Source organism: Falsiroseomonas sp. HW251 (genome assembly GCF_050563545.1).
Classification (GTDB): domain Bacteria; phylum Pseudomonadota; class Alphaproteobacteria; order Acetobacterales; family Acetobacteraceae; genus Falsiroseomonas.
This window is the reverse complement of record NZ_JBNXUM010000005.1, coordinates 257215-278449: the sequence shown is the minus strand read 5'-3', so window position 1 is coordinate 278449 and position 21235 is coordinate 257215. Positions and strand designations below refer to the sequence as shown.

Below are 21235 nucleotides of genomic sequence, written 5' to 3'. Positions count from 1 at the left end.
CGACCGGGGCCGTCCCCGCCACGACACACGCATGCCGACGTGACCGACGCGCGCGGCTTCGAGATCTTCCTGGCCTGCCCGCCCGGGCTGGAGGAGGCACTGGCGCAGGAGGTCCGCTCAAAGGCCTTCAAGCAGATCAAGCCGGTGCCAGGCGGCGTGACGATCCGCGGCGCTTGGCCCGATGTCTGGCGCGCGAATCTTTGGCTGCGCGGCGCGACGCGCGTGCTGGCGCGGATCGCGTCCTTCCGCGTGACGCATCTCGCGCAACTCGACGATCGCGCGCATGGCCTGGACTGGCGCGCCGTGCTGCGGCCGGGCGTGCCCTTCCGCGTGGAAGCGAGCTGCGCCGCGTCGAAGATCTGGCACAGCGGCGCCGCGGCCGAGCGCATCGAGCGCGCGATACGCGACGCGCTCGGCACGCCTCCCTCGCCCGACGCCGAGGTGACCATCCGCGCCCGCATCGACCACGATCTCTGCACGATCAGCGTGGACACCTCCGGCGAGATGCTCCACCGCCGTGGCCACAAGCAGGAGGTGAACGCCGCCCCGATGCGCGAGAGCATGGCCGCGCTGTTCCTGCTGGCCTGCGGCTTCGACGGCGGCGAACCCGTCCTGGACCCCATGTGCGGCTCCGGCACCTTCGTGATCGAGGCCGCGGAGATCGCCGCGCGGCTCAATCCCGGCCGGTCGCGGCGCTTCGCCTTCGAACACCTCGCCACCTTCGACGAGGCGGCCTGGCGGAAGCTGCGCGAGGCGAAGAGCCGGCGCGAGACGCCCTTCCGCTTCCACGGCAGCGACCGCGACGCCGGCGCCGTCGCGATGAGCCGCGCGAATGCGGAACGTGCAGGGGTCCGCGACCTGACGCTGTTCGAGCAGCGGCCGGTCGGCGCCATCGTCCCGCCGGACGGCCCGCCGGGCCTCGTGATCGTCAACCCGCCCTATGGCACGCGGCTCGGCGACAAGGGCGCGCTGCTGCCGCTCTACCAGGCGCTGGGACAGGCGCTGCTCACGCGCTTCAGGGGCTGGCGCGTCGGCTTGATCGCCAGCGAGAAGCGCCTGGCGCATGCGACGCGCCTGCCCTTCCTCGAAGCCGGCCCGCCGGTTCCGCATGGCGGGCTGCGGGTGACGCTGTACCGGACGGCCCCCCTCGCCTGATGCGGCACGGCGGCCCTATGCTGCGGGCATGGCCATCCTGAAGATCGCCCGCATGGGCCACCCTGTCCTGCTGCAGAAATGCGAACCCGTCGCGGATCCCGGCGCGCCGGAGATTCGCAAGCTCGTCCAGGACATGTACGAGACGATGGAGGACGCGCCCGGCGCCGGCCTGGCCGCGCCGCAGGTTCACGTGCCTCTGCGGCTCTTCGTCTTCCGCGTGCAGCCGCACCGGTCCAGCGGCGAGCCAGGCGACACAATCGTCGGCAACACCGTCGTCATCAACCCCGTCATCGAGCCCGTCACCGAGGAGAAGCACCTGCGCTGGGAAGGCTGCCTGTCCATCCCCGGCCTGCGCGCCGCCGTGCCGCGCTACAAGCGCATCCGCTACCGCGGCGTGGATTGCGACGGCCGCGAGGTCTCCGCCGAGGTCAGCTTCTTCCATGCCGCCGTGGTGCAGCACGAATACGACCACCTCGACGGCGTCCTCTACCCCATGCGCATGACCGACTTCAGCAGGATGGGGTTCATCGAGGAGATCACGCGCTTCGAAGCGCCGCCGGTCTTCCCGAAGAGCTGACGCTCCTCAGTCCAGGACGGCCTCGGCCTCGATCTCGACTAGGTAGTCGCCGACCAGGCGGCCGACTTCCACCAGCGTGTTGGCCGGCCGCGCCGCGGCAAAGACGCGGCCATGCACGCATCCCACGGGCTCCCAGTGGCTGGCGTCGCGCAGCCAGACCCGGGTCTGCACGACGTCGTCCATCGTGCCGCCCAGCGCCTCGATCGCGGCGGCGATCTTGTCGAGGATGTAGACGGCCTGCCCACCGGGATCGCCGGCGCAGACGACGGAGCCGTCGGTATGCGTCGCCGTCGTGCCGCTCACCATGATGCGCTTGCCGACGCGCACCGCGCGGGAATAGCCGCAGAGCCCTTCCCAGACGCTGCCGGAATCCACGCGCAGGCGGCCGGGCCGGAACTCGGTGGCGCCGTAGATCCTGGGCAGGCTCTCCAGGTGGTGGCTGAGGTCGCCGGCGGCCGTGAGATAGGGCGGCTTGCGGTACTCGTCGCCGCAATCCCCGGGGATCGGCGTGCTGGCCGCGAGCGCGCTGCCGATCCGCGCCTGGTCTTCCTCGTCCAGCGCGAAGGAGAACAGGCGCAGGTTGTCCGCGCGGTGCTCGGATTCCGTCAGCCTGGCGCCGATGATCACCGCGCCGACCGCCTGATGTTGCAGCACCCAGCGCGTCGCGACGTTGGAGACCGAGACGCCGTGGCGCCGCGCGACGGCCTGCAACTCGCTCATCAGCCGCTGGAACACGCCCCAGCCGCCCATGGCCGTGATGAAGCGGCGGTATTTCATCTTCGACCAGTCCGCGATGTCGGCCTCCGCGGGCTCGTCGCGGCCGACCCAGCGATCGGACAGGAACCCGCCGCCCAGCGTGCCATAGGCCAGCAGCTTCACGCCGTTCGCCAGGCAGAAGCCGGACATGTCCCCGGCCGCGCGCCGGTCGAGCAGCGAGAAGGACAGCTGGTTGGTCGCGACCGGCACGCCGTTCTTCACGGCGACGCGCAGATGGTCGGTGTCGAAATTGGTGACACCGAGATGCTGCAGCGCGCCCTCCGCGCGCATCACGGCCATTTCCTTCAGCGCGTCGAGCCAGGCCGGATGCCTGAAGGTCCACCAATGGAACTGCATCAGCTCCGGCGCGGAGCCGAGCCGCTGCAGGCTGCGGCCCACGCCCTCGCGCACCACGTCGCGCGTCATCGGGCCCGGCGTCGGCACCCATTTCGTGAAGACCGCGGCCTGCCCGCCCTGGCGCCGGAACAGGCCGGCGATATCCTCGGCACCGCCGTAGTGGTCGGCCATGTCGAAGGCGTCGAAGCCGGCCGCGGCATACTCCGCCAGCGTGGCCGCGGCCGCGGCGTGGTCCAGGCCGCGGCCCTCGCGTTCCTGGTCCGCCACCTGCCAGAGGCCGGTGACGATGCGGCTGACCTCGAACCCCGGGGCGAGCAGCGTGCGCGGTGGTTTCACGACATGATTCCTAGCGGTGGCGGCGCGCACAGCGCGCCGAGCGGTCGAACGGCCGCCGCGCAGAAACCATCAGTCACGCGGGCGCGCCGGCGGCATGCGCGCAAGCCAAGCCGCCGAAGGCGGTGCCGGCGCTTGAGGCAATCACCTCGGCGGCAGTTGGCGCTGCACGGCCTGTACTTCCTCGGTCGTCATCTGGCCGACGGTGGTGATCTCGCCGTTCTGGATGCGCCATTTGCGGAAGGGGCCCGTGATGTCGCCGTTCTGGTCGAACTCCACCGCGCCGATCACGCCGACATAACGGATGCGCTGGCCGCCGCGCAGCAGTTCGAGCGCCTGGCGGAAGCCGTCGGGCCCGGCATGGACCTCGGTGCCGCCGGTGCCCGTGACCTCGCGGATCGCGTCGCGGATCGGGCCGGCCTCGAAGCGGCCGGCCTTCGCCACCGCCAGGCCCAGGATCGCCGCGGCGTCATAGGCGCGGTCGGCCGCCGGCGCCTCGGCGCTGAACCCGCCGGACATCGCGGGATAGGCGCGGCGGAAATACTCGGTGGACGGCGTCGTGACCGTGCCGGACGATGTGCCGAAGGCGTTGTTGAGGAAGCGCGGCCCGACGTCGCGGATGAAGTCCGCGCTGTTCATGCCGTCGTTCAGCAGGAAGGTCTGCGCGCCGCCCTGCTGGATCCAGGTGCGCGCGATGTTCGTCCCGTCGCCGGGGTAGGAGACGAGGTACAGCGCCGGCGCGTCGCCGCGCATGGCCTGCGTCACTTCCGGGGCGTAGCTCGCCTGGCCCTGGTTGTAGGGCACGCTCTGCACGATCTGCCCGCCGAGCGCGAGGTAGGCGCGGCGGAACTCGTTGACCATGTTGACGCCGAAATCGTTGTTGACGTGGATGATGGCGAGCCGCCGCAGCCCCTGGTCCATCGCGTATCTCGCCGCCGCCGTGCCCTGCAGTGCGTCGGAGGTGATGGTGCGGAAGAACCAGCCGCGCGTCTGGCCCTCGGTCGCCATGCGCGTCAGCGTCGGCGACGACGAGGCCGGCGAGATCTGCACCACGCCCGAGGGTCCCGTCACGCTGGTCACTATCGGGATCGAGACGGAGCTGATGATGCCGCCGATGATCGCCGGCACGCGACGCAGGTCCACGAGCTGCCGCGCCTGGTCCACCGCGACCGAGCCCTGGGACTGCGCGTCGCGCAGGTCGAAGCCGAGGCGCCCGCCGGCGATCCCGGCGCTGCCCGCGGCCTCGTTCAGCCCGTTGAAGGCGAGTTCGACCGACTTCGCCGCGGCCTGGCCGAAACGGCCGGCAGGGCCGGTCAGCGACACCACGACGCCCACCGTATGCGTGGTCGAGGGCGCCTGCGCGAAGGCGGGGGCGGCCATCAGGCCGAAGCCGGCACCGAGCGCGGCGCGGCGAGTGATCGTCATGGGTTTGTCTCCCGGTCCCGGACGTGATTGGGGCGCAATCTCGCGAAGCGGTGGCGGCTTGTAAACCGGGATCAGGCGGGAGGGGGCGTAACCGTCACGCCGGAGGCGGGCTGATCCATGTCTCCTGCACGAAAAGCCAGCGCGGGCCGCTGGGCTCCACCCGGAACAGGGCGGCGGCGCGGCGGGCAGTCTCGACGCCGCCGGCCAGCCATTGGCGCTCGATGTAATGCATCAGGACCAGGGGCAAGGCTTCGTGCAGGACGGCGACGTCCTCGACGGCGATGCGGAATCCGGAGCCACGTACGCCGCGGGCATCGCGGAGGAAGGCCAGGACCTCGGCCCGGTCAAGCCGGCGGCCGTTCGGCATGACCATGGCGAAGCCCGGCGCGAAGGCCGCTTCGAAGCGGGCGGTGCCGTCGTCCGCGGGCGCGCCGAGCACGGCTTCGAAGACGCGATGGAGCGAGACGATTTCCGTCGCGCAGGCTTCCGCCTCAGTCACGGTTCAGCTCGTACTTCATGATGCGGCCATGCGGGCCGGTGCGGTCGCGTTCCAGCGTGTAGAAATCGCCTTGCGGGCCGGGATGCCTCGCCAGCAGCGCGGCAATGGCATCGCGGTCGGCCTGGTCCAGCGCGAAGCGGAACACAGCGAGGTTGTCCGCCAGGTGCTCGGCGTAGCGCGCACCGACGATGGCGCCGGCGACATGCGGCTGGTCCAGAACCCAGCGCGTCGCGACCGCGGTGATGGACACGCCGTGCCTGCGCGCGATCCCGTCCAGCAGCGACAGCAGCGCCTGGAAGGCGTCCCAGCCGCCGAATTCCTCGATGATCAGCCGGTACTTCACGAGGCTGCGGTTCGCGAGCGGCTCCGCCGGCGCGGGCTTGCCGAGCCATCGCGAGGACAGGAAGCCGCCCGCGACCGTGCCGTAGCAGAGGAACTTCATGCCGGTGCGCGTGCAGAGATCGCTCATCGCGCCGGCGACGCGGCGGTCGAGCGGGGAATACTGCACCTGCATGGAGACGATCCGCACGCCGGCATCGATCATCGCGCTCGTGTGCGGGGTGTCGAAGTTGGTGCCGGCGACGTGGCGGATCTTTCCCTTCTCCTTCAGCCGCGCCAGGTGCTGCGCGGCCTCGAGCCAGCCTGGGATGGCATAGTCCCACCAGTGGAACTGGACGAGGTCGAGCCGGTCCGTCCGCAGCCGCTGCAGGGAGCGGTCGATGATCGCCTCGATCCCGGCTGGCGTCAGCGTCGCCAGCGCGGACAGGTCCGGCACGAACTTCGTGTGGACATGCAGCCGCTCGCGATCGGACGGCGCCAGCGTCGCGCGGAAGGCGCCGATCATCTCCTCGACGCCGGTGTAGATGTCGGCGCAGTCGAAAGTGGTCACGCCCGCGTCGAGGAAGGCCCGCATGTCGGCGATGGCGCGGTCGCGCTGGACGTCGCCATGGCCACCGGCCAGCTGCCAGCCGCCGCGGACAAGGCGGGAGATCCGGTAGCCCGGCGTGAGTTCGTAGGTCTCGACGATCATGGCGCCTGAGTCGCGGTCGTTTCGAAGCGCTTGAACCGCCGCAACTGCGTCCGCGTGATCCGGAAGCGGCTCGGGCAGTTCGGGTCGGGGCAGGCGATCTCGGCGTCCGACGTCATCCAGTCCATGGGATGCGTCGGCCGCTGCTTTGCCGCCAGCAGCGGCAGCACGGCCGCCAGCGAGTAGATCGAGAAGCCCTGACCGGGGGGCAGGTGCAGCATCTCGCCCCGCAGCTCGAAATGATCGCCCGGCTCTGCCCCGCACCAGAGCCTGGCGCCTGGCGGCGCCACGACCTCGACCCGCAGGTCCCAGAGGTCGAATACGTCCTCATCCATCGTCGGTCTCCCGTGGTCGCTATCTCGGGCCGCCGGCCGCCCCGGCGCAACCCAGGGACTTGACGCGAAGCCCGCCGCGCGGCCTTTCCGCCGGCAAGAGCGGGAGATCTGCGCGTTGCTGGTGGCCGAGGGACTGACCAAGGCGTTCGGGGGCCCGCCCGTCGTTGACGGCGTGTCCTTCACGCTCGCCCGCGGCACGATCACCGGCCTGATCGGCCCGAACGGTGCGGGCAAGACGACGCTGTTCAACCTGATCGCGGCGACCCTCTCGCACGACGCCGGCACGCTGACGCTGGACGGCGCGCGCATCGAAGGGCTCCGTCCCGACCAGGTCTTCGCGCGGGGGCTCGCCCGCACCTTCCAGATCCCCCGCCCCTTCCCCGCCATGACCGTGCTGGAGAACGTGATGCTGGCGCCGACGGGCCAGCGCGGCGAGCGCTTCTGGACCAACTGGCTCAGCCCGGGTGCGGTTGCCGCCGAGGAACGCCGCAACCGCGAGCGCGCGATGCACTGGCTGGATTTCGTGGGGCTGGCGAAGCTCGCCGCGCAGCCCGCCAGCGTGCTGTCGGGCGGCCAGCGCAAGCTGCTGGAACTCGCCCGCGTGCTGGTGGCCGAACCCCGCCTGATCCTGCTGGACGAGCCCGGCGCTGGCGTCGCGCCGCCGCTGCTGGCCATCATCATGGAGAAGATCGCGGAGCTGAACGCGCGCGGCATCACCTTCCTCGTCATCGAGCACAACATGGACCTCGTGATGTCGCTGTGCCGGCCCGTGCTGGTGCTGGCGCAGGGGCGGCTGCTGCTGGAAGGCGACCCGGAGGAAGTGAAGCGCGATCCGCGCGTGGTGGAAGCCTATCTCGGATGACCCCTGCCCTTCGCCTCGACGGCATCGAGGGCGGCTACGAGCCGGGCCTGCCGATCCTGCGCGGCGCGTCCGTGAGCGTCGCGCCGGGCGAGATCGTGGCGCTGCTCGGCCCGAACGGCGCGGGCAAGTCCACGCTGGTCAAGGCCGCGTCGGGGCTGGTGCCGGTCTGGTCGGGGCGCGTGTATCTCGGCGACCGGGACATCACCGGCCTGCCCGCGCACCGCATGGTGCATGAGGGCCTGGGCTTCGTCCCGCAGACCGAGAACGTCTTCGCCAACCTCTCCGTGCTCGAGAACCTGCAACTCGCCGCCGCCCTGATCGCCAGGCCGCGCCGCAAGCCGATCGATGAAATGTTCACTCTGTTTCCGGACCTGGACCGCCAGCGGCGACTCGCGGCCGGGCGCCTGTCGGGCGGGCAGCGGCAGATGCTGGCGGTGGCCCGCGCGCTGGTCGCCTCGCCTTCGGTGCTGATGCTGGACGAACCCTCGGCGGGCCTGTCGCCCAAGCTGGTCGGCGTGGTGTTCGAAAGGCTGCGCGCCGTGCGCGACACCGGCGTGACCATCCTGCTGGTCGAGCAGAACGTGAAGGCCGCGCTCGCGATCGCAGACCGCGGCGTGGTCCTGGTCGAGGGGCGCGAGCGGCTGGAAGGCCCGGCGCGCGAGCTCTCCGACGATCCGCGCATGGCCGCGCTCTATCTCGGGCACGCCGCCTGATGCTGCAGCTTCTCGCCGACGGGCTCGTCGTGGGCAGCGTGATCGCGCTCGGCGCGGTCGGGCTGACGCTGACCTATTCGATCCTGCGCTTCGCCAATTTCGGCCAGGGCGAGTTCATGACCTGGGGCGCCTATCTCGCGGTCTCGTCGCTCGCCGTCGTGCTGGCCGTCACCGGCGGCGGCGTGATGGAGCCGCTCGGCCCCTTCTCCTTCGGCTGGCAGCTCGTCGTCGCCATGGTGGCCGCGGCCGCGCTGACCGCGGCGCTGGCGCTGGCGGTGGACTGGCTGCTGTTCCGCCGGCTGCGCAAGGGCAACGCCATCACGCTGGTCATCGCGAGCTTCGGCGCGGCGCTGGCGCTGCGCAACCTCGTGCAGTTCCTCTACGGCACGCTGCCGGAATACTATTCGCGCGAGATCCAGATCGCGATCCGCCTGGTGCCGCGCGATACGCTTGGGGGCCTGCGCATCACGCCGGACCAGATGCTGGTCATCAGCACGACGGTCGCGCTGATGATCGGCCTGCAGATCCTGCTGTCCCGCACGACGCTGGGCCGCGCGATGCGGGCCACCGCGCAGAACCCGGCGCTGGCGCGCGTGGCGGGCGTGGACACCGATGCCGTGATCCGCGCGACCTGGGTGATCGGCGCCGGGCTCGCCGCCATCGCCGGCGTGATGGCCGGGCTGGTCGGCCAGATACGCCCGGGGCTCGGGATGGAGCTGCTGCTGCCGCTCTTCGCCGCGGCGATCCTGGGCGGTATCGGCAGCGTGCGCGGCGCCGTCGCCGGCGGCTTCATCGTGGGCCTCGCCGAAAGCTTCTCCGTCCCCCTGGTCGGCGCGGAGTATCGCCTCGCCACCGCCTTTGTCGTGCTGATCGCGATACTGCTGGTCCGCCCGCGCGGCCTGTTCGGGGAGCGCGCGTGATGGAGCTGCTGCCCGTCCTCAACTACGCCGCCTTCTTCCTTGTCTTCGCCGGCGTCTTCGCGCTGATGGCGCTGGGGCTCAACCTGCAATGGGGCTTCTGCGGCTTGTTCAACGTGGGCGTCGCGGGCTTCGTCGCGGTCGGCGCCTATGCCTCCGCGATCCTGACCGGGCCGCCCGATCCCGACCGTCTCGGCGGCTTCGGGCTGCCGGTCGTGCTGGGTTGGCTCGGCGCGATGGCCTTCTCGGGCCTCGCCGCGCTGGTCGTGGGCCTCGCCGCGCTCCGCCTGCGGGAGGACTACCTGGCCATCACCACCTTCGGCATCGCGACCGTGATCCAGCTCGTCGCGCTGAACGCGGTCTCGGTCACCGGCGGGCCCTTCGGCATCCAGTCCATCCCGAAGCCATTTCGGGACGCGCTCGGCACGGGCCTGGCGTGGAACCTCGGTTATCTCGGCCTGGTGCTGCTGGTGCTGGGTGCGGCCTGGTGGGCCCTCGATCGCCTGGTCGCCAGCCCCTGGGGCCGCGTCCTGCGCGCGATCCGCGAGGACGAGTTGGCGGCCGCCTCACTTGGCAAGCGCGCCAGCGCCTTCCGGCTGCAGGCCTTCGTGCTGGGCTGCATGCTGATGGGCCTCGCCGGCGCGCTCTACGCGCATTTCGTGGGCTACATCGCGCCGGAGGACTTCCTGCCGATCCTCACCTTCCAGGTCTGGGCGATGCTGATCGTCGGCGGGTCCGGGCGGAACGCCGGCGCGGTGCTTGGCGCGGTGCTGGTCTGGGCGATCTGGAGCGCCGGCGGCAACCTGGTGCGCGGCATCCTGCCGCCGGCCGAGCAGGCGCGCGGCGCGGCGCTGCAGGTCGTGCTGATCGGCGTGATGATCGCGGCCGTGCTGGTGCTGCGCCCGCGCGGCATCCTCGGTGAGCGCGCGACCGTGTCGCGCCACGCAAAGGGCGACTGACGCCGGCCGCGACGCGGGATCAGTTCACCAGCGCGGTCGCCAGCCAGGGGATCAGCGCGATGGCCAGCAGCGCCGCTCCCATCACCGCGACGAAGGGCATGGAACCCGCGAAGATCGTCTCGATGCTGACCCTGGGATCGGCGAGCGTCGCCTTCACCGTGAAGACGGAGATGCCGAAGGGCGGCGTCAGCAGGCCCATCTCCACCGCGATGATGACCACGATTCCGAAATGGATCAGGTCGAAGCCCATGGCCGACGCGATCGGGGCGCCGATCGGGACCATGATCAGCAGGATCGAGGTGCTGTCCAGGATCATGCCCATCAGCAGGATGATCACGACGAAGACCAGCAGGAAGCCATAGGGCCCGAGGCCGAGATGCTCCACCATCTCGCCGATCGCCTGCGGCACACCGGCGAGGGAGAGCATGCGCGAATAGAGACCGGCCGCGATCAGCAGGAAGAGGATGGAGGCGGAGACCAGCCCCGTCTCCCGCAGCACGCGCCAGAATTTCGGGCCGTCCAGCCGGCGCCGCAGCACCGCCAGCGTCAGCGCGCCCGCCGCGCCCACGGCCCCGGCCTCGGTCGGCGTGAAGAAGCCGGTGTAGAGCCCGCCCAGGATCAGCACGACCAGCGCCATGATCGGCACGGACTTCAGCGCCATCTCGCCGCCTGGCATGGCGCGCTGGCTGAGCTCGGGCTCGGTCGCGCGCGCCATGATGCGGTCGGGGAAGAAGGCGGCATAGACCCAGATCATCAGCGCGAAGCCCAGCGCGATGATGATGCCGGGGATGACGCCCGCGATGAACATCTTGCCGATCGAGACCTCGGCCAGCACGCCGTAGACGATCATCAGCAGGGATGGCGGGATCAGCATGCCGAGGATCGAGGATCCCGCGACGGTGCCCGCGGCGAAGCGCATGGTGTAGCCGTGGCGCACCATCTCCGGCACCGCCACCTTCGTGAAGACCGCGGCCGAGGCGATGGAGACGCCGGTGACGGCGGCGAAGACCGCATTGGCGCCGACGGTCGCCATCCCGAGCCCGCCGCGCACCCGCCGCAGCATGGCCTGCGCGACCTCGAAGGTGTCCTTGCCGATATCGGAGATGCTGACCAGCAGCCCCATCAGGACAAACAGCGGGATCGTCGCGAACACATAGTCCTGGATGCCGGAATAGGTCGCCATGGCGGTGAAGCGGAAGGCGAGGTCCGGGTTCTCCCGGATCAGCCACACGCCGGCCGCGCCGGTCGAGATCAGCGAAAGGCCGATCGGCATGCCCAGCACGATCAGCGCGACCATCGCGCCGATCAGCGCGAAGCCGATGGTGATGTCCTCCATCGCTCAGCTCCGGCCAGCGAGGAGGCGCCGGGCCTCGGCGACCAGCAGCGCGAGATAGCCAACCGCGCCGGCGGTGCCGCCGAGCACGATCAGCGCGCGGAACGGCCAGGTCGGCACGGTGTAGACGCCCTGCACGCCGAAGAACTCGCGCGCCGCCATCGAATTCCACATCCCCGGCCAGGCCGCCTGCGCGATGAAGCCCATCACCGCGGCGCCGAACAGCATGAAGACGATCTCGATCGTCCGCGCCAGGCGCGGGACGGAACGGTGCAGGCGATCGATCAGGAAGTCCGCGCGGGTCATGCGGCGGTTGTAGATCGTCGCGCCGATCTGCAGGAAGACGATGCCGACCACGGAATTGGCGGCGATCTCCGCCACCCCGGTGATCGGCGCGTTGAGGAAGCTGCGCCCGATCACGTCGGCGCAGATCAGGCACATCAGCCCGAAGGTCCAGATCGTGCCGATCGCGGCCAGCGCGTCCAGCACCAGGCGGATGGGGTCGAAGCCCTGCGGGGCGGCGGCGGCGTCGAGCGCCGCCATGTCGATGTCGTCGGCCATGGCGGCGCCCCTCCGGACGCTTTACGAGGTCAGCTCGCGGTCCCAGTTGCGGCCGGGCGTCTGGCCCGCCGCGCGGATCGCGTTGAAGTAGGTGGAGAGCACCTCGCGCGAGGCGGGGCCGGAGCTGTCGGCCCAGGTCTTCGCCAGGTTCGGCAGGCCGCGGATCCAGCGCTCGCGCTCGGCGGCCGGCAGCGTCGTGACGACTGCGCCCTTCTGGATCATCTCGGCCTTGGCCGAGGCGACGCGGTCCGACACATCGCGGATATGCGCGGCGGTCGCGGCCTTGCCGGACGCGACCATCGCGCGGCGCACGACCTCCGGCCAGCGCGCGAAGCGGTCGCTGTTGATGCCGATGCCGCCGACATACATCGCGCCGATGTCGCATTCCGTGACGTATTTCGCGACCTCGTAGACGCGGGTCGGCAGGATGCCGACATAGAAGGACAGCGCTCCTTCAATCACCCCGGTCTGGATGTCGGTGTAGTAGGTCGTCAACGCGCCATCCACCGGCGTCGCGCCAGTGCCGGAGAGCCAGCCCGCGCTGGTGCCGGGTGCCGCGAGCTTGCGGTTGCGCAGGTCGTCCAGCGTGCGGATCGGGAAGTTCGACCAGATGTGGTAGGTGTCAGTGATGTAGGACGAGACCGGGATGATCTTCAGCGAGGACCAGTTCTGCCGGATCGCCGGCACCGTCTCGTTCATCTGCTCGAAGGTGTTGGCGACGAGCGCGTGGTCACCGGTCGAGAATGGCGTGAAGTAGGTGACGTTCTGGAGGGGCATGGTGCTGCCCTCCCACAGCGTGCCGACATAGCCGATGTCGGTGATGTTGTCGCGCACCGCCTCCATCGTGTCCTGGAAGCGATAGAGCGTGCCGCCATAGGCCTCGCGCCAGTTCACGCGATGCGTGTTCCCGTTATCGCGGAGGAACTTGTCCACCTCCGGCTGGAACACGTTCTTCATGATGTGGATCCAGAAATTCTGGACGGGGTGGCTGGCCGCGATGGTGATGTTCACCGCGGACTGCGCGGTCGCGGTGTGCGCGGCGAAGATCGGCAGCGCGGCGCTGCCGGCCAGCAGGCTGCGGCGACGGATGGGCATCTTTCTCTCTCCTCCCTGCTTGGTCAGATCGTGCCGAGCGCGCGCAGGATGCGCGCCGGCGTGAAGGGCTGTTCGGTGACGCGCGCGCCCAGCGGGCGCAGCGCGTCGTTGATCGCGTTCATCAGCGCGGCCGGCGCGCCGGCGGTGCCGGCCTCGCCTGCGCCTTTGGCGCCGAGCAGGCTCTCGCCCGTGGGCGTCTCGACGTGGCCGATGTGCATCTCCGGCATCTCCGCCGACATCGGCACGAGGTAGTCGGCCATGGTCGTCGTCAGCAGGTTGCCCTGCTCGTCATAGACGCATTGCTCGTACAGCGCGCCGCCGAGGCCCTGCACGATGCCGCCGCGCACCTGTTCGTCCACCAGCAACGGGTTGATGACGCGGCCGCAATCCTCGACGCACCAATGCTCCAGCAGCTTCACCATCCCCGTGTCGGTGTCCACCTCCACCCAGCTCGCCTGGATGCCGTTGGTGAAGGCGAAGGGGTAGTCCTTGGTGATGAAGTGGCGGGTCTGCACGAGCTCCCTTGGCAGGTCCTTCGGCAGCGTGTCGCCGCGGTAGTAGACGATGCGGCCGAGCTCGCCGAGCGGCATGCGTTCCCGCCCTGTCTCCCTGTCCACGACCTTGCCGAGCAGGATGTCGAGGCTCTCCGGTGCGGCCTGCAGCATCGCGCCAGCGACGACCAGAATCTGCTGCTTCAGCGCGATGGCGGATTGCAGCGCGGCCTCGCCGCCGATGCCGGCGCCTCGGCAGGCCCAGGTGCCGCCGCCATAGGGCGTGGTCTGGGTGTCGCCGGTGATGACCTTCACGCGCTCCAGCGGGACGCCGACGCCATGCGCCACGATCTGGCGCAGGATGCCCTCGGTGCCCTGGCCCTGCTCCGTCACGCCCGACAGCACGACGACGGAGCCGTCGGGGTCCATGCGCACCGTCGCGCCGTCCTGGGCAGAGATGCGCGCGCCGCCGATGCCATACATGAAGGGCGAGGGATTCGTGAGCTCGATGAAGCTCGCGAAGCCAAGGCCCCGATACACGCCGCGCTTCCGCTGCTCCGCCTGGTCGGCACGGATGCGGTCCAGCGGGACCATCTCCAGCAGCTTCGCGAGTGCCGCGTGATGCGACAGCCCTTCGAAGCGCATCCCGGGTGGCGAGGTGTAGGGATAGGCGTCGTCGCGGATCAGGTTGCGTCGGCGGATCTCGATGGGGTCCATGCCGAGCGCCTCGGCCGCTAGATCCACCAGGCCTTCCGTCACCGCGGTCGCGATGGGGTGGCCGACGGCGCGGTACTGGCAGGTCGGCGTCTTGTTCTGAAAGACGACGGTGGTCGTGCAGCGATAGTTCGTGAAGTCGTAGGGCCCGCCGCAGAGGTTGACCACCTGGTTGCCCTCGATCGCGCTCGTGCGGGGATAGACGGAATAGGGGCCGATGCCGGTGCGGTCGTCGATGTCGAAGGCGAGGATCTTCCCCTCGGCATCCACCGCAATGCGGCCCTTGATGCGGTGGTCGCGCGCGTGGATGTCGGAGACGAAGCTCTCGAAGCGGTCGGCCACGAACTTCACGGGCCGGCCCATCGCCTTCGCCATGGCGGCGACGGCGACCTCGTCGGGGTAGACATGCACCTTGATGCCGAAGCTGCCGCCGACGTCCCGGCAGATCACGCGGACGGCGCCTTCCTCCAGGCCGAGCTGCTTGGCGAAGACGCCCTGCATCATGTGCGGCGCCTGGGTGGAGTGGTGGACCGTCAGCGTGCCCTCGGCCTTGTTGTAGTCGGCCAGGATGCTGCGCCCTTCCAGCGTCACGCCGGTGTGGCGCGCAGTGACGAAGGTCGCCTCCACCACCTTGTGCGCGGCGGCGAAGGCGGCGGCGACGTCGCCCTTCTCGGCGGTGCGGGCGAAGCAGAGGTTGTCGCCGAGCGAGGGATGGATCACCACCGCGCCGGGATCGAGCGCGGTCTCGATATCCAGCTGCGCGGGCAACGGCTCCCATTCAACGTGCAGCTCGGCGACGCCGTCCTCGGCCGCGGCGCGGCTGTCCGCGACGACGGCGACCACCGGCTCGCCCTGCCAGGTCGCGCGCTCCAGCGGCAGCGCATGCTGCGGGGCGGATTTCATGCCCTTGAGGTGATCGAGCGTCGCCACCCAGGGCGCGCAGACCTTGGCGAGGTCGGCGCCGGTGAAGACGCGCACCACGCCCGGCACCTGCATCGCGGCAGAGGTATCCACCGAGACGATGCGCGCATGGGCATGGGGGCTGCGCAGGAAGGCGGCATGGACCAGGCGCGGTGGCTGGACGTCGTCGGTATAGGTTGCGCGCCCCTGAACGAGCTTCGGCAGGTTCGGCCGCGGCATCGACCGGCCGATATAGGAATTCGGCAGGTCCTCGCGCGAGAGGCCGATGGAGGCCGGGGTCGGGATGTCGTTCATCGCCGTGCCTCCAGCGTCGCTTCGACCGCGTCCACGATCGCCTGGTAGCCCGTGCAGCGGCAGTAGTTGCCGGAGAGGTGCTCGCGGATCTCCGCACGCGTCGCGCCGGGGTGATTCCGCACGATGTCGGCCGCGGCCATGATCATTCCTGGCGTGCAGAAGCCGCATTGCGCGGCGTTGCGCGCGATGAAGGCGTCCTGCAGATCGGCCATCTCGCCGCTGTCGGACAGGCCCTCTATTGTCGTGACCTCGGCGCCGTCAAGGCTCGCGGCCAGCACCAGGCAGCCGCGCACGATCTCGCCATCCACGCGCAGCGTGCAGGCGCCGCAGACGCCGTGCTCGCAGCCCGCATGCGATCCCGTCAGGCCGAGGTCGAGGCGGAGGAAGTCGATGAGGTGGCGGCGCGGCTCAACGTCCCGCGTCACGCGCTCGCCGTTGACGGTCAGGGTGATCCTCATGCGGCGGCCTCGTTGGCGGGCAGGAAGCGGGAGAGCGCGCGCTGCGTCAGCACGCGGGCGAGGTGGCGCTTCATCCCGGGCGGGCCATGCAGGTCCGACGGCGGATCGAGGTCGCGCGCCAGCGCGGCCTGGGCCTGCGCGATGCCGGCCGCGCCCAGCACCTGGCCCTGCAGCGCCGCCATCGCGCCGCGCGCGAGCACCGGCCCGTTGCCGACGCCGAAATAGGCCAGCCGCGCAGCGGCGACGCGCGATCCCTCCAGCGCGACACAGGCCGCCAGCCCCGCCATCGCGTAGTCGCCGGATCGCCGCGCAACCTCCACGATCGTGCTGCGCAGCGCGGGCGTCGCGACCGGGACCTCGACCGCCGCGATCAGCTCGCCCGTCCTCAGCGCGGTCTCGAGCAGGCCGGTGAAGAACGCCTCGGCCTTCACCCGCCGCTCGCCCTGCGCCGAGACCAGCACCAGCGTCGCGTCCAGCGCGACGACGCAGGCCGGCAGCTCGGCCGCGGGATCGGCATAGGCCAGGCTGCCGCCGATCGTGCCGCGATTGCGGATCGCGGGATGCGCGATGAAGGGCACGGCCTCTGTCAGCAGCGGCGCGTGCCGCGACACCAGCGGATCGCGGCCGAGTTCCGCATGGCGCGTCAGCGCGCCGATGCGCAAGGTCCCTCCCTGGAGGGCGACGCCGCGCAGTTCCGCGACGCGGGTGATGTCCACCAGCAGTTCCGGTTCGGACAGCCGGAAGGCCAGCGTCGCGAGCAGCGTCTGCCCGCCCGCGAGCAGGCGCGCGCCGTCGCCATGCTCGGCCTGCAGGCGGAACACATCGTCCAGCGTGGTCGCCCGGACATAGCCGAAGGCCGGCCATTTCATGACGTCTTTCCCTCCGTGCCCGCGCGTTGCGCCGCGCGCCGGATCCCTTGTTGATCATCTGATCAGCGGAAACTACGCTGCCTGTCAAGCGGTGGCCGCGAACCCCGCAACGAAACGGAGGACAACCTCTTGGACGGCATGCCGCAACCCCCGCGGCGCCTCGACCCGCAGGCGCGGCGCGAGCAGATCATCGCCGCCGCCGTCGGCTATTTCGCCGAGGTCGGCTTCGGCGGCACGACGCGTGACCTGGCGCGCCGCATCGGCATCACCCAGGCGCTGCTCTACCGCTACTTCGCGAGCAAGGCGGAGCTGGTGGAGGCGGTGTTCGAGCGCGTCTTCCTCGACCGGCTGTCGCCGCGCTGGGCCGACGAGATCCGCGACCGCAGCCAGCCGCTGGAAGCGCGGCTGCGCCGCTTCTATCGCCAATACGCGACGGCGATCTTCACCTATGAATGGATGCGCATCTTCATGTGGGCGGGCCTGGCAGGCGAGGCGCTGAACCGGCGCTACCTCTCCCGCGTCGGCGACAGCCTGCTGGTGCTGCTGCGCGAGGAGATCGTCGCCGCAGGCCCCTACCGCACCCCCGACATGGAGGAGATGTGGGCGCTGCACGGCAGCATCGTCTACATCGGCATCCGCCGCTTCATCTACCAACTGCCGACGCCGACCGACGACGGCCCGGTGGTGGACCGCTCGGTGGAGCGTTTCCTGACCGGGCTCCGGCGCTAGAACGGGATGTCGTCGTCCAGGTCGCTCTTCGCCGGCGCCCTGCTGCCGCCGCCGGAGCGCGCGCCGCCGCCGCCCGCCCCGCCGCGATCCCAGCCGCCGCCGCCGCGCTCATTCGAAGCCGAGGACCGCCCGCCGCCAAAGCCGCCCCCAGTCTCGGGTGGCTCCCCCATCTCGCCGCCCCCGCCGCCGCGGCCGCCGACGAGCGATATCTCGCCGCGGAACTGGCGCAGCACGACCTCGGTGGAATAGCGGTCCTGGCCGGACTGATCCTGCCACTTGCGGGTCTCCAGCTGGCCCTCGACATAGACCTCGCTGCCCTTGCGCAGGTACTTCTCGGCGATCTCGCCAAGCTTCTCGTTGAAGATCGCGACCGAGTGCCACTCGGTCCGCTCCTGCATGTTGCCCTCGCGGTCCTTGTACCGCTCGGACGTCGCGAGCCGCAGGTTCACCACCCGCCCGCCGTTCTGGAAGTTGCGCACCTCCGGGTCGCGGCCGAGCCGGCCCAGCAGGATCACCTTGTTCACGCCGGCCATGGTCCGGAATCCCTCGCCTGTGTCGCCCATGACCCTACCCCGGCGGCAGGCTCCTGGGCCAGCCAGACAGGGATGCCCCCATACCCGTGGGCTCCCCCTGGCCAAACCTCTTCCCGAACCATCTATAAGGGCGTAAACCCCCTGAGAACAAGATGCGAACGCGCGGCCGTGACCCGGCGGCCCGTCCGCCTGTCCATATGGTGATCCATGAGCGGCCAGATCCGCATCCGCGGCGCGCGCGAGCACAACCTCAAGAACCTCGACCTCGACATCCCGCGCGACACGCTGACGGTCGTCACGGGGCTGTCGGGCTCGGGCAAGTCCTCGCTCGCCTTCGACACCATCTATGCCGAGGGCCAGCGCCGCTACGTCGAGTCGCTGAGCGCCTATGCCCGCCAGTTCCTGCAGCTCATGCAGAAGCCCGACGTGGACAGCATCGAGGGCCTCTCGCCCGCCATCTCCATCGAGCAGAAGACCACCAGCCACAACCCGCGCTCCACCGTCGGCACCGTGACCGAGATCCACGACTACATGCGCCTGCTCTGGGCGCGCGTCGGCGTGCCCTATTCGCCGGCCACCGGGCTGCCGATCGAGGCGCAGACGGTCTCCCAGATGGTGGACCGCATCATGGCGATGGAGGAGGGCACGCGGCTGCTCCTCCTCGCCCCCGTCGTCCGCGGCAAGAAGGGCGAGTACCGCAAGGAGCTCGCGGAATGGCAGCGCCGCGGCTTCGAGCGCGTGAAGATCGACGGCAAGCTCCACCAGATCGCCGAGGCCCCGAAGCTCGACAAGAAGTTCAAGCACGACATCGAGGTCGTGGTGGACCGCATCGTCGTCCGCGCTGACATCCAGTCCCGCCTGGCCGACAGCCTGGAGACCGCGCTGGGGCTGGCCGAGGGCATCGCCTATGCCGAGAACGCGGACACGCAGGAACGCACCGTCTTCAGCCAGAAATTCGCCTGCCCCGTCTCCGGCTTCACCATCGAGGAGATCGAGCCGCGGCTCTTCAGCTTCAACTCCCCGCAGGGCGCCTGCCCGACCTGCGACGGCCTCGGCACGCAGAGCTTCTTCGACCCGCAGCTCGTCGTGCCCGACGACACGCGCAGCCTGAAGGACGGCGCCATCGCGCCCTGGGCCGGCGCCTCCTCGCCCTATTACGACCAGACGCTCGAAAGCCTGGCGCGGCACTTCAAGGTCGCGATGACCACGCCCTGGCAGGACCTGCCGAAGGCCGTCCGCCAGGTCATCCTCAACGGCACGGGGTCCGAAGTCGTGACCCTGCGCTACAAGGACGGGCTCCGCGCCTATGACGTGAAGAAGGCGTTCGAGGGCGTGATCCCGAATCTCGAGCGCCGCTTCCGCGAGACCGACAATCCCTGGACGCGCGAGGAGCTCACGCGATACCAGGCCGACCGCCCCTGCCCCGCCTGCCACGGCTTCCGCCTGAAGCCGGAGGCGCTGTCCGTGAAGGTCGCGGGCTGCCATGTCGGGGAGGTCAACGACCTCTCGATCCAGCGCGCGCGCGACTGGTTCAAGGGCGTGATGCCGACGCTCACCCCGCAGCGCCAGGAGATCGCGCGCCGCATCCTGCGCGAGATCGAGGAGCGGCTGCAGTTCCTGAACGACGTGGGCCTGGACTACCTCTCGCTCGGCCGCTCCTCGGCGACGCTGTCGGGCGGTGAATCACAACGCATCCGCCTGGCCTCCCAGATCGGCAGCGGGCTGACCGGCGTGCTCTACGTGCTGGACGAACCCTCGATCGGCCTGCACCAGCGCGACAACGAACGCCTGCTGGCAACGCTGCGAAGGCTCCGCGACATCGGCAACACCGTGCTCGTCGTCGAGCACGACGAGGACGCGATCCGCAGCGCAGACCACCTCATCGACATCGGCCCCGCCGCCGGGAAGGCCGGCGGCCGCGTCATCGCGCAGGGCACACCGGCGGAGGTCGAGCGCAACCCCGCGAGCCTGACGGGCCAGTACCTCTCCGGCCGTCGCAAGATCCCGATGCCGGAGACGCGCCGGCCGTTCGACGCGAAGCGCGTCATCCGCGTCGTCGGCGCGCGCGGCAACAACCTGAAGGACGTCACGGCGGAGATCCCGCTCGGCACCTTCACCTGCATCGCCGGCGTCTCCGGCGGCGGCAAGTCCACGCTGACGGTGGAGACCCTCTACAAGGCCGCCTCCCGCCGCCTGATGGGCAGCGGCGAGGTCCCCGCCCCACATGACCGCATCGAGGGCCTCGAGCACCTCGACAAGATCATCGACATCGACCAGTCGCCGATCGGCCGCACGCCGCGATCGAACCCCGCGACCTATACCGGCCTGTTCGGGCCCATCCGCGACTGGTTCGCGGAGCTGCCGGACAGCCGCGCGCGTGGGTACGCGCCCGGCCGCTTCAGCTTCAACGTCAAGGGCGGCCGCTGCGAGGCCTGCCAGGGCGACGGCGTGCTGAAGATCGAGATGCACTTCCTGCCCGACGTCTACGTTACCTGCGACACCTGCAAGGGGAAGCGCTACAACCGCGAGACGCTAGAAGTGAAGTTCCGCGGCAAGTCCATCGCCGATGTGCTCGACATGACCGTGGATGAGGGCGTGGAGTTCTTCTCCGCCGTGCCCGCGATCCGCGAGAAGCTCGTCGTGCTTCGCGATGTCGGCCTCGGCTACATCCATCTCGGCCAGCAGGCGACGACGCTGAGCGGCGGCGAGGCGCAACGCATCAAGCTGTCGAAGGAGCTTTCTCGCCGCGCTACCGGCCGCACGCTCTACATCCTGGACGAGCCCACGACCGGCCTGCATTTCGAGGACGTTCGCAAGCTGCTCGAGGTGCTGCATACCCTGGTGAAGCAGGGCAACACCGTGGTGGTGATCGAGCACAACCTCGAGGTCATCAAGACCGCCGACTGGATCCTCGATCTCGGCCCGGAGGGAGGCGAGGGCGGGGGCCGCATCGTCGCTGCCGGCACGCCGGAAGACGTGGCGCGCGTCCCTGAAAGCCACACCGGCCGCTTCCTCGGGCCGATCCTGGCGCGCGACGGCGCGGTGGCGGCGCCGGAGCCCGTCAGGAAACGGAAGCGGGCCTGAGCGGCGCGCCGCGCCCGCCGACGCGGCCGCGCAGCCAGGGGCTGAGCCCGATGACGGGCAGGCCGATCGAGAACAGGCACCAGATCGCCGGCATCTGATGCGGGTCGCCGGTGAGCATCGAGGCGAGGATCGGCCCGCCCAGCGCCTGCAACAGCAGGAAGCGCCAGGACCGTAGAACAGCGGCACGACGAAGGCCGCCAGCACGTAGCTCGGGAAGGGAATTCCGATGCCGGGCAGC

General features: G+C 70.3%; 21 protein-coding genes. 8 read left to right on the top strand and 13 right to left on the bottom strand.

The features are described 5' to 3' along the window. The first annotated feature begins 39 nt into the window (after positions 1-39). Together ACLF3M_RS08325 and def are read left to right on the top strand one after the other, a co-directional pair. Positions 40-1155 carry a THUMP domain-containing class I SAM-dependent RNA methyltransferase gene (locus tag ACLF3M_RS08325; RefSeq protein ID WP_430656426.1) on the top strand — a complete coding sequence of 372 codons (1116 nt, stop codon included), beginning with the start codon at positions 40-42 and terminating at the stop codon, positions 1153-1155. A 28-nt stretch (positions 1156-1183) separates the two neighbouring features. Further along, positions 1184-1732, top strand: coding sequence for a peptide deformylase (def, locus tag ACLF3M_RS08320; protein WP_430656425.1), 549 nt, complete (start codon positions 1184-1186; stop codon positions 1730-1732). A 6-nt stretch (positions 1733-1738) separates the two neighbouring features. Here the strand turns inward: def and ACLF3M_RS08315 are convergent, their stop codons facing one another. The 5 genes from ACLF3M_RS08315 to ACLF3M_RS08295 form a co-directional block, all read right to left on the bottom strand. Beyond that, positions 1739-3181, bottom strand: coding sequence for an aldo/keto reductase (locus ACLF3M_RS08315; protein WP_430656424.1), 1443 nt, complete (start codon positions 3179-3181; stop codon positions 1739-1741). 141 nt (positions 3182-3322) lie between these two features. Further along, positions 3323-4603 (bottom strand): ABC transporter substrate-binding protein, encoded by a 1281-nt coding sequence (locus tag ACLF3M_RS08310; protein WP_430656423.1) that lies wholly within the window; start codon positions 4601-4603, stop codon positions 3323-3325. A gap of 94 nt (positions 4604-4697) precedes the next feature. Then, positions 4698-5102, bottom strand: coding sequence for a hypothetical protein (locus tag ACLF3M_RS08305; protein WP_430656422.1), 405 nt, complete (start codon positions 5100-5102; stop codon positions 4698-4700). Beyond that, positions 5095-6132 (bottom strand): aldo/keto reductase, encoded by a 1038-nt coding sequence (locus ACLF3M_RS08300; protein ID WP_430656421.1) that lies wholly within the window; start codon positions 6130-6132, stop codon positions 5095-5097. The genes ACLF3M_RS08305 and ACLF3M_RS08300 overlap by 8 nt, the downstream gene beginning before the upstream one ends. Then, on the bottom strand, positions 6129-6464 hold the full coding sequence (locus ACLF3M_RS08295) for a TIGR04076 family protein (RefSeq protein WP_430656420.1): 336 nt from the start codon (positions 6462-6464) through the stop codon (positions 6129-6131). The genes ACLF3M_RS08300 and ACLF3M_RS08295 overlap by 4 nt, the downstream gene beginning before the upstream one ends. Before the next feature lie 121 nt (positions 6465-6585). Between ACLF3M_RS08295 and ACLF3M_RS08290 the strand changes: the two genes are divergently transcribed. The 4 genes from ACLF3M_RS08290 to ACLF3M_RS08275 are packed head-to-tail and all read left to right on the top strand — an operon-like array spanning position 6586 to position 9915. After that, positions 6586-7326 (top strand): ABC transporter ATP-binding protein, encoded by a 741-nt coding sequence (locus tag ACLF3M_RS08290; protein ID WP_430656459.1) that lies wholly within the window; start codon positions 6586-6588, stop codon positions 7324-7326. Next, positions 7323-8039 (top strand): ABC transporter ATP-binding protein, encoded by a 717-nt coding sequence (locus ACLF3M_RS08285; RefSeq protein ID WP_430656419.1) that lies wholly within the window; start codon positions 7323-7325, stop codon positions 8037-8039. The genes ACLF3M_RS08290 and ACLF3M_RS08285 overlap by 4 nt, the downstream gene beginning before the upstream one ends. Continuing rightward, positions 8039-8959: a branched-chain amino acid ABC transporter permease gene (locus ACLF3M_RS08280; RefSeq protein WP_430656418.1), complete on the top strand. Its 921-nt coding sequence runs from the start codon at positions 8039-8041 to the stop codon at positions 8957-8959. The genes ACLF3M_RS08285 and ACLF3M_RS08280 overlap by 1 nt, the downstream gene beginning before the upstream one ends. Next, entirely contained in the window at positions 8959-9915 is a 957-nt protein-coding gene (locus tag ACLF3M_RS08275) for a branched-chain amino acid ABC transporter permease (RefSeq protein ID WP_430656417.1), read from the top strand. The genes ACLF3M_RS08280 and ACLF3M_RS08275 overlap by 1 nt, the downstream gene beginning before the upstream one ends. Before the next feature lie 19 nt (positions 9916-9934). On the opposite strand, the gene ACLF3M_RS08270 is transcribed toward ACLF3M_RS08275, so the two are convergent. Genes ACLF3M_RS08270 through ACLF3M_RS08245 form a run of 6 tightly spaced genes read right to left on the bottom strand, consistent with a single transcriptional unit; the run spans position 9935 to position 16651 of the window. Continuing rightward, entirely contained in the window at positions 9935-11251 is a 1317-nt protein-coding gene (locus ACLF3M_RS08270) for a TRAP transporter large permease (protein WP_430656416.1), read from the bottom strand. A gap of 3 nt (positions 11252-11254) precedes the next feature. Beyond that, on the bottom strand, positions 11255-11809 hold the full coding sequence (locus ACLF3M_RS08265; protein ID WP_430656415.1) for a TRAP transporter small permease subunit: 555 nt from the start codon (positions 11807-11809) through the stop codon (positions 11255-11257). A gap of 21 nt (positions 11810-11830) precedes the next feature. After that, positions 11831-12904 (bottom strand): C4-dicarboxylate TRAP transporter substrate-binding protein, encoded by a 1074-nt coding sequence (locus ACLF3M_RS08260; protein WP_430656414.1) that lies wholly within the window; start codon positions 12902-12904, stop codon positions 11831-11833. A gap of 23 nt (positions 12905-12927) precedes the next feature. Beyond that, on the bottom strand, positions 12928-15324 hold the full coding sequence (locus ACLF3M_RS08255) for a xanthine dehydrogenase family protein molybdopterin-binding subunit (protein ID WP_430656413.1): 2397 nt from the start codon (positions 15322-15324) through the stop codon (positions 12928-12930). After that, complete coding sequence (locus ACLF3M_RS08250; protein WP_430656412.1) at positions 15321-15782, bottom strand: (2Fe-2S)-binding protein; 462 nt, start codon at positions 15780-15782, stop codon at positions 15321-15323. The genes ACLF3M_RS08255 and ACLF3M_RS08250 overlap by 4 nt, the downstream gene beginning before the upstream one ends. Next, the gene (locus tag ACLF3M_RS08245) at positions 15779-16651 is read right to left on the bottom strand and encodes an FAD binding domain-containing protein (protein WP_430656411.1); all 873 of its coding nucleotides are present in this window, start codon (positions 16649-16651) and stop codon (positions 15779-15781) included. The genes ACLF3M_RS08250 and ACLF3M_RS08245 overlap by 4 nt, the downstream gene beginning before the upstream one ends. Before the next feature lie 138 nt (positions 16652-16789). Here ACLF3M_RS08245 and ACLF3M_RS08240 point away from each other — a divergent pair, with 138 nt between their 5' ends. Then, positions 16790-17380 carry a TetR/AcrR family transcriptional regulator gene (locus tag ACLF3M_RS08240; RefSeq protein ID WP_430656410.1) on the top strand — a complete coding sequence of 197 codons (591 nt, stop codon included), beginning with the start codon at positions 16790-16792 and terminating at the stop codon, positions 17378-17380. On the opposite strand, the gene ssb is transcribed toward ACLF3M_RS08240, so the two are convergent. Further along, positions 17377-17913, bottom strand: a complete 537-nt coding sequence (gene ssb / locus ACLF3M_RS08235; protein WP_430656409.1) for a single-stranded DNA-binding protein — start codon at positions 17911-17913, stop codon at positions 17377-17379. The genes ACLF3M_RS08240 and ssb overlap by 4 nt on opposite strands. A 207-nt stretch (positions 17914-18120) precedes the next feature. Between ssb and uvrA the strand changes: the two genes are divergently transcribed. After that, positions 18121-20997, top strand: coding sequence for an excinuclease ABC subunit UvrA (gene uvrA / locus ACLF3M_RS08230; protein WP_430656408.1), 2877 nt, complete (start codon positions 18121-18123; stop codon positions 20995-20997). Here the strand turns inward: uvrA and ACLF3M_RS08225 are convergent. Next, positions 20975-21115 carry a hypothetical protein gene (locus ACLF3M_RS08225; RefSeq protein WP_430656407.1) on the bottom strand — a complete coding sequence of 47 codons (141 nt, stop codon included), beginning with the start codon at positions 21113-21115 and terminating at the stop codon, positions 20975-20977. The two genes, uvrA and ACLF3M_RS08225, sit on opposite strands and share 23 nt — an antisense overlap. Positions 21116-21235: the final 120 nt, after the last annotated feature.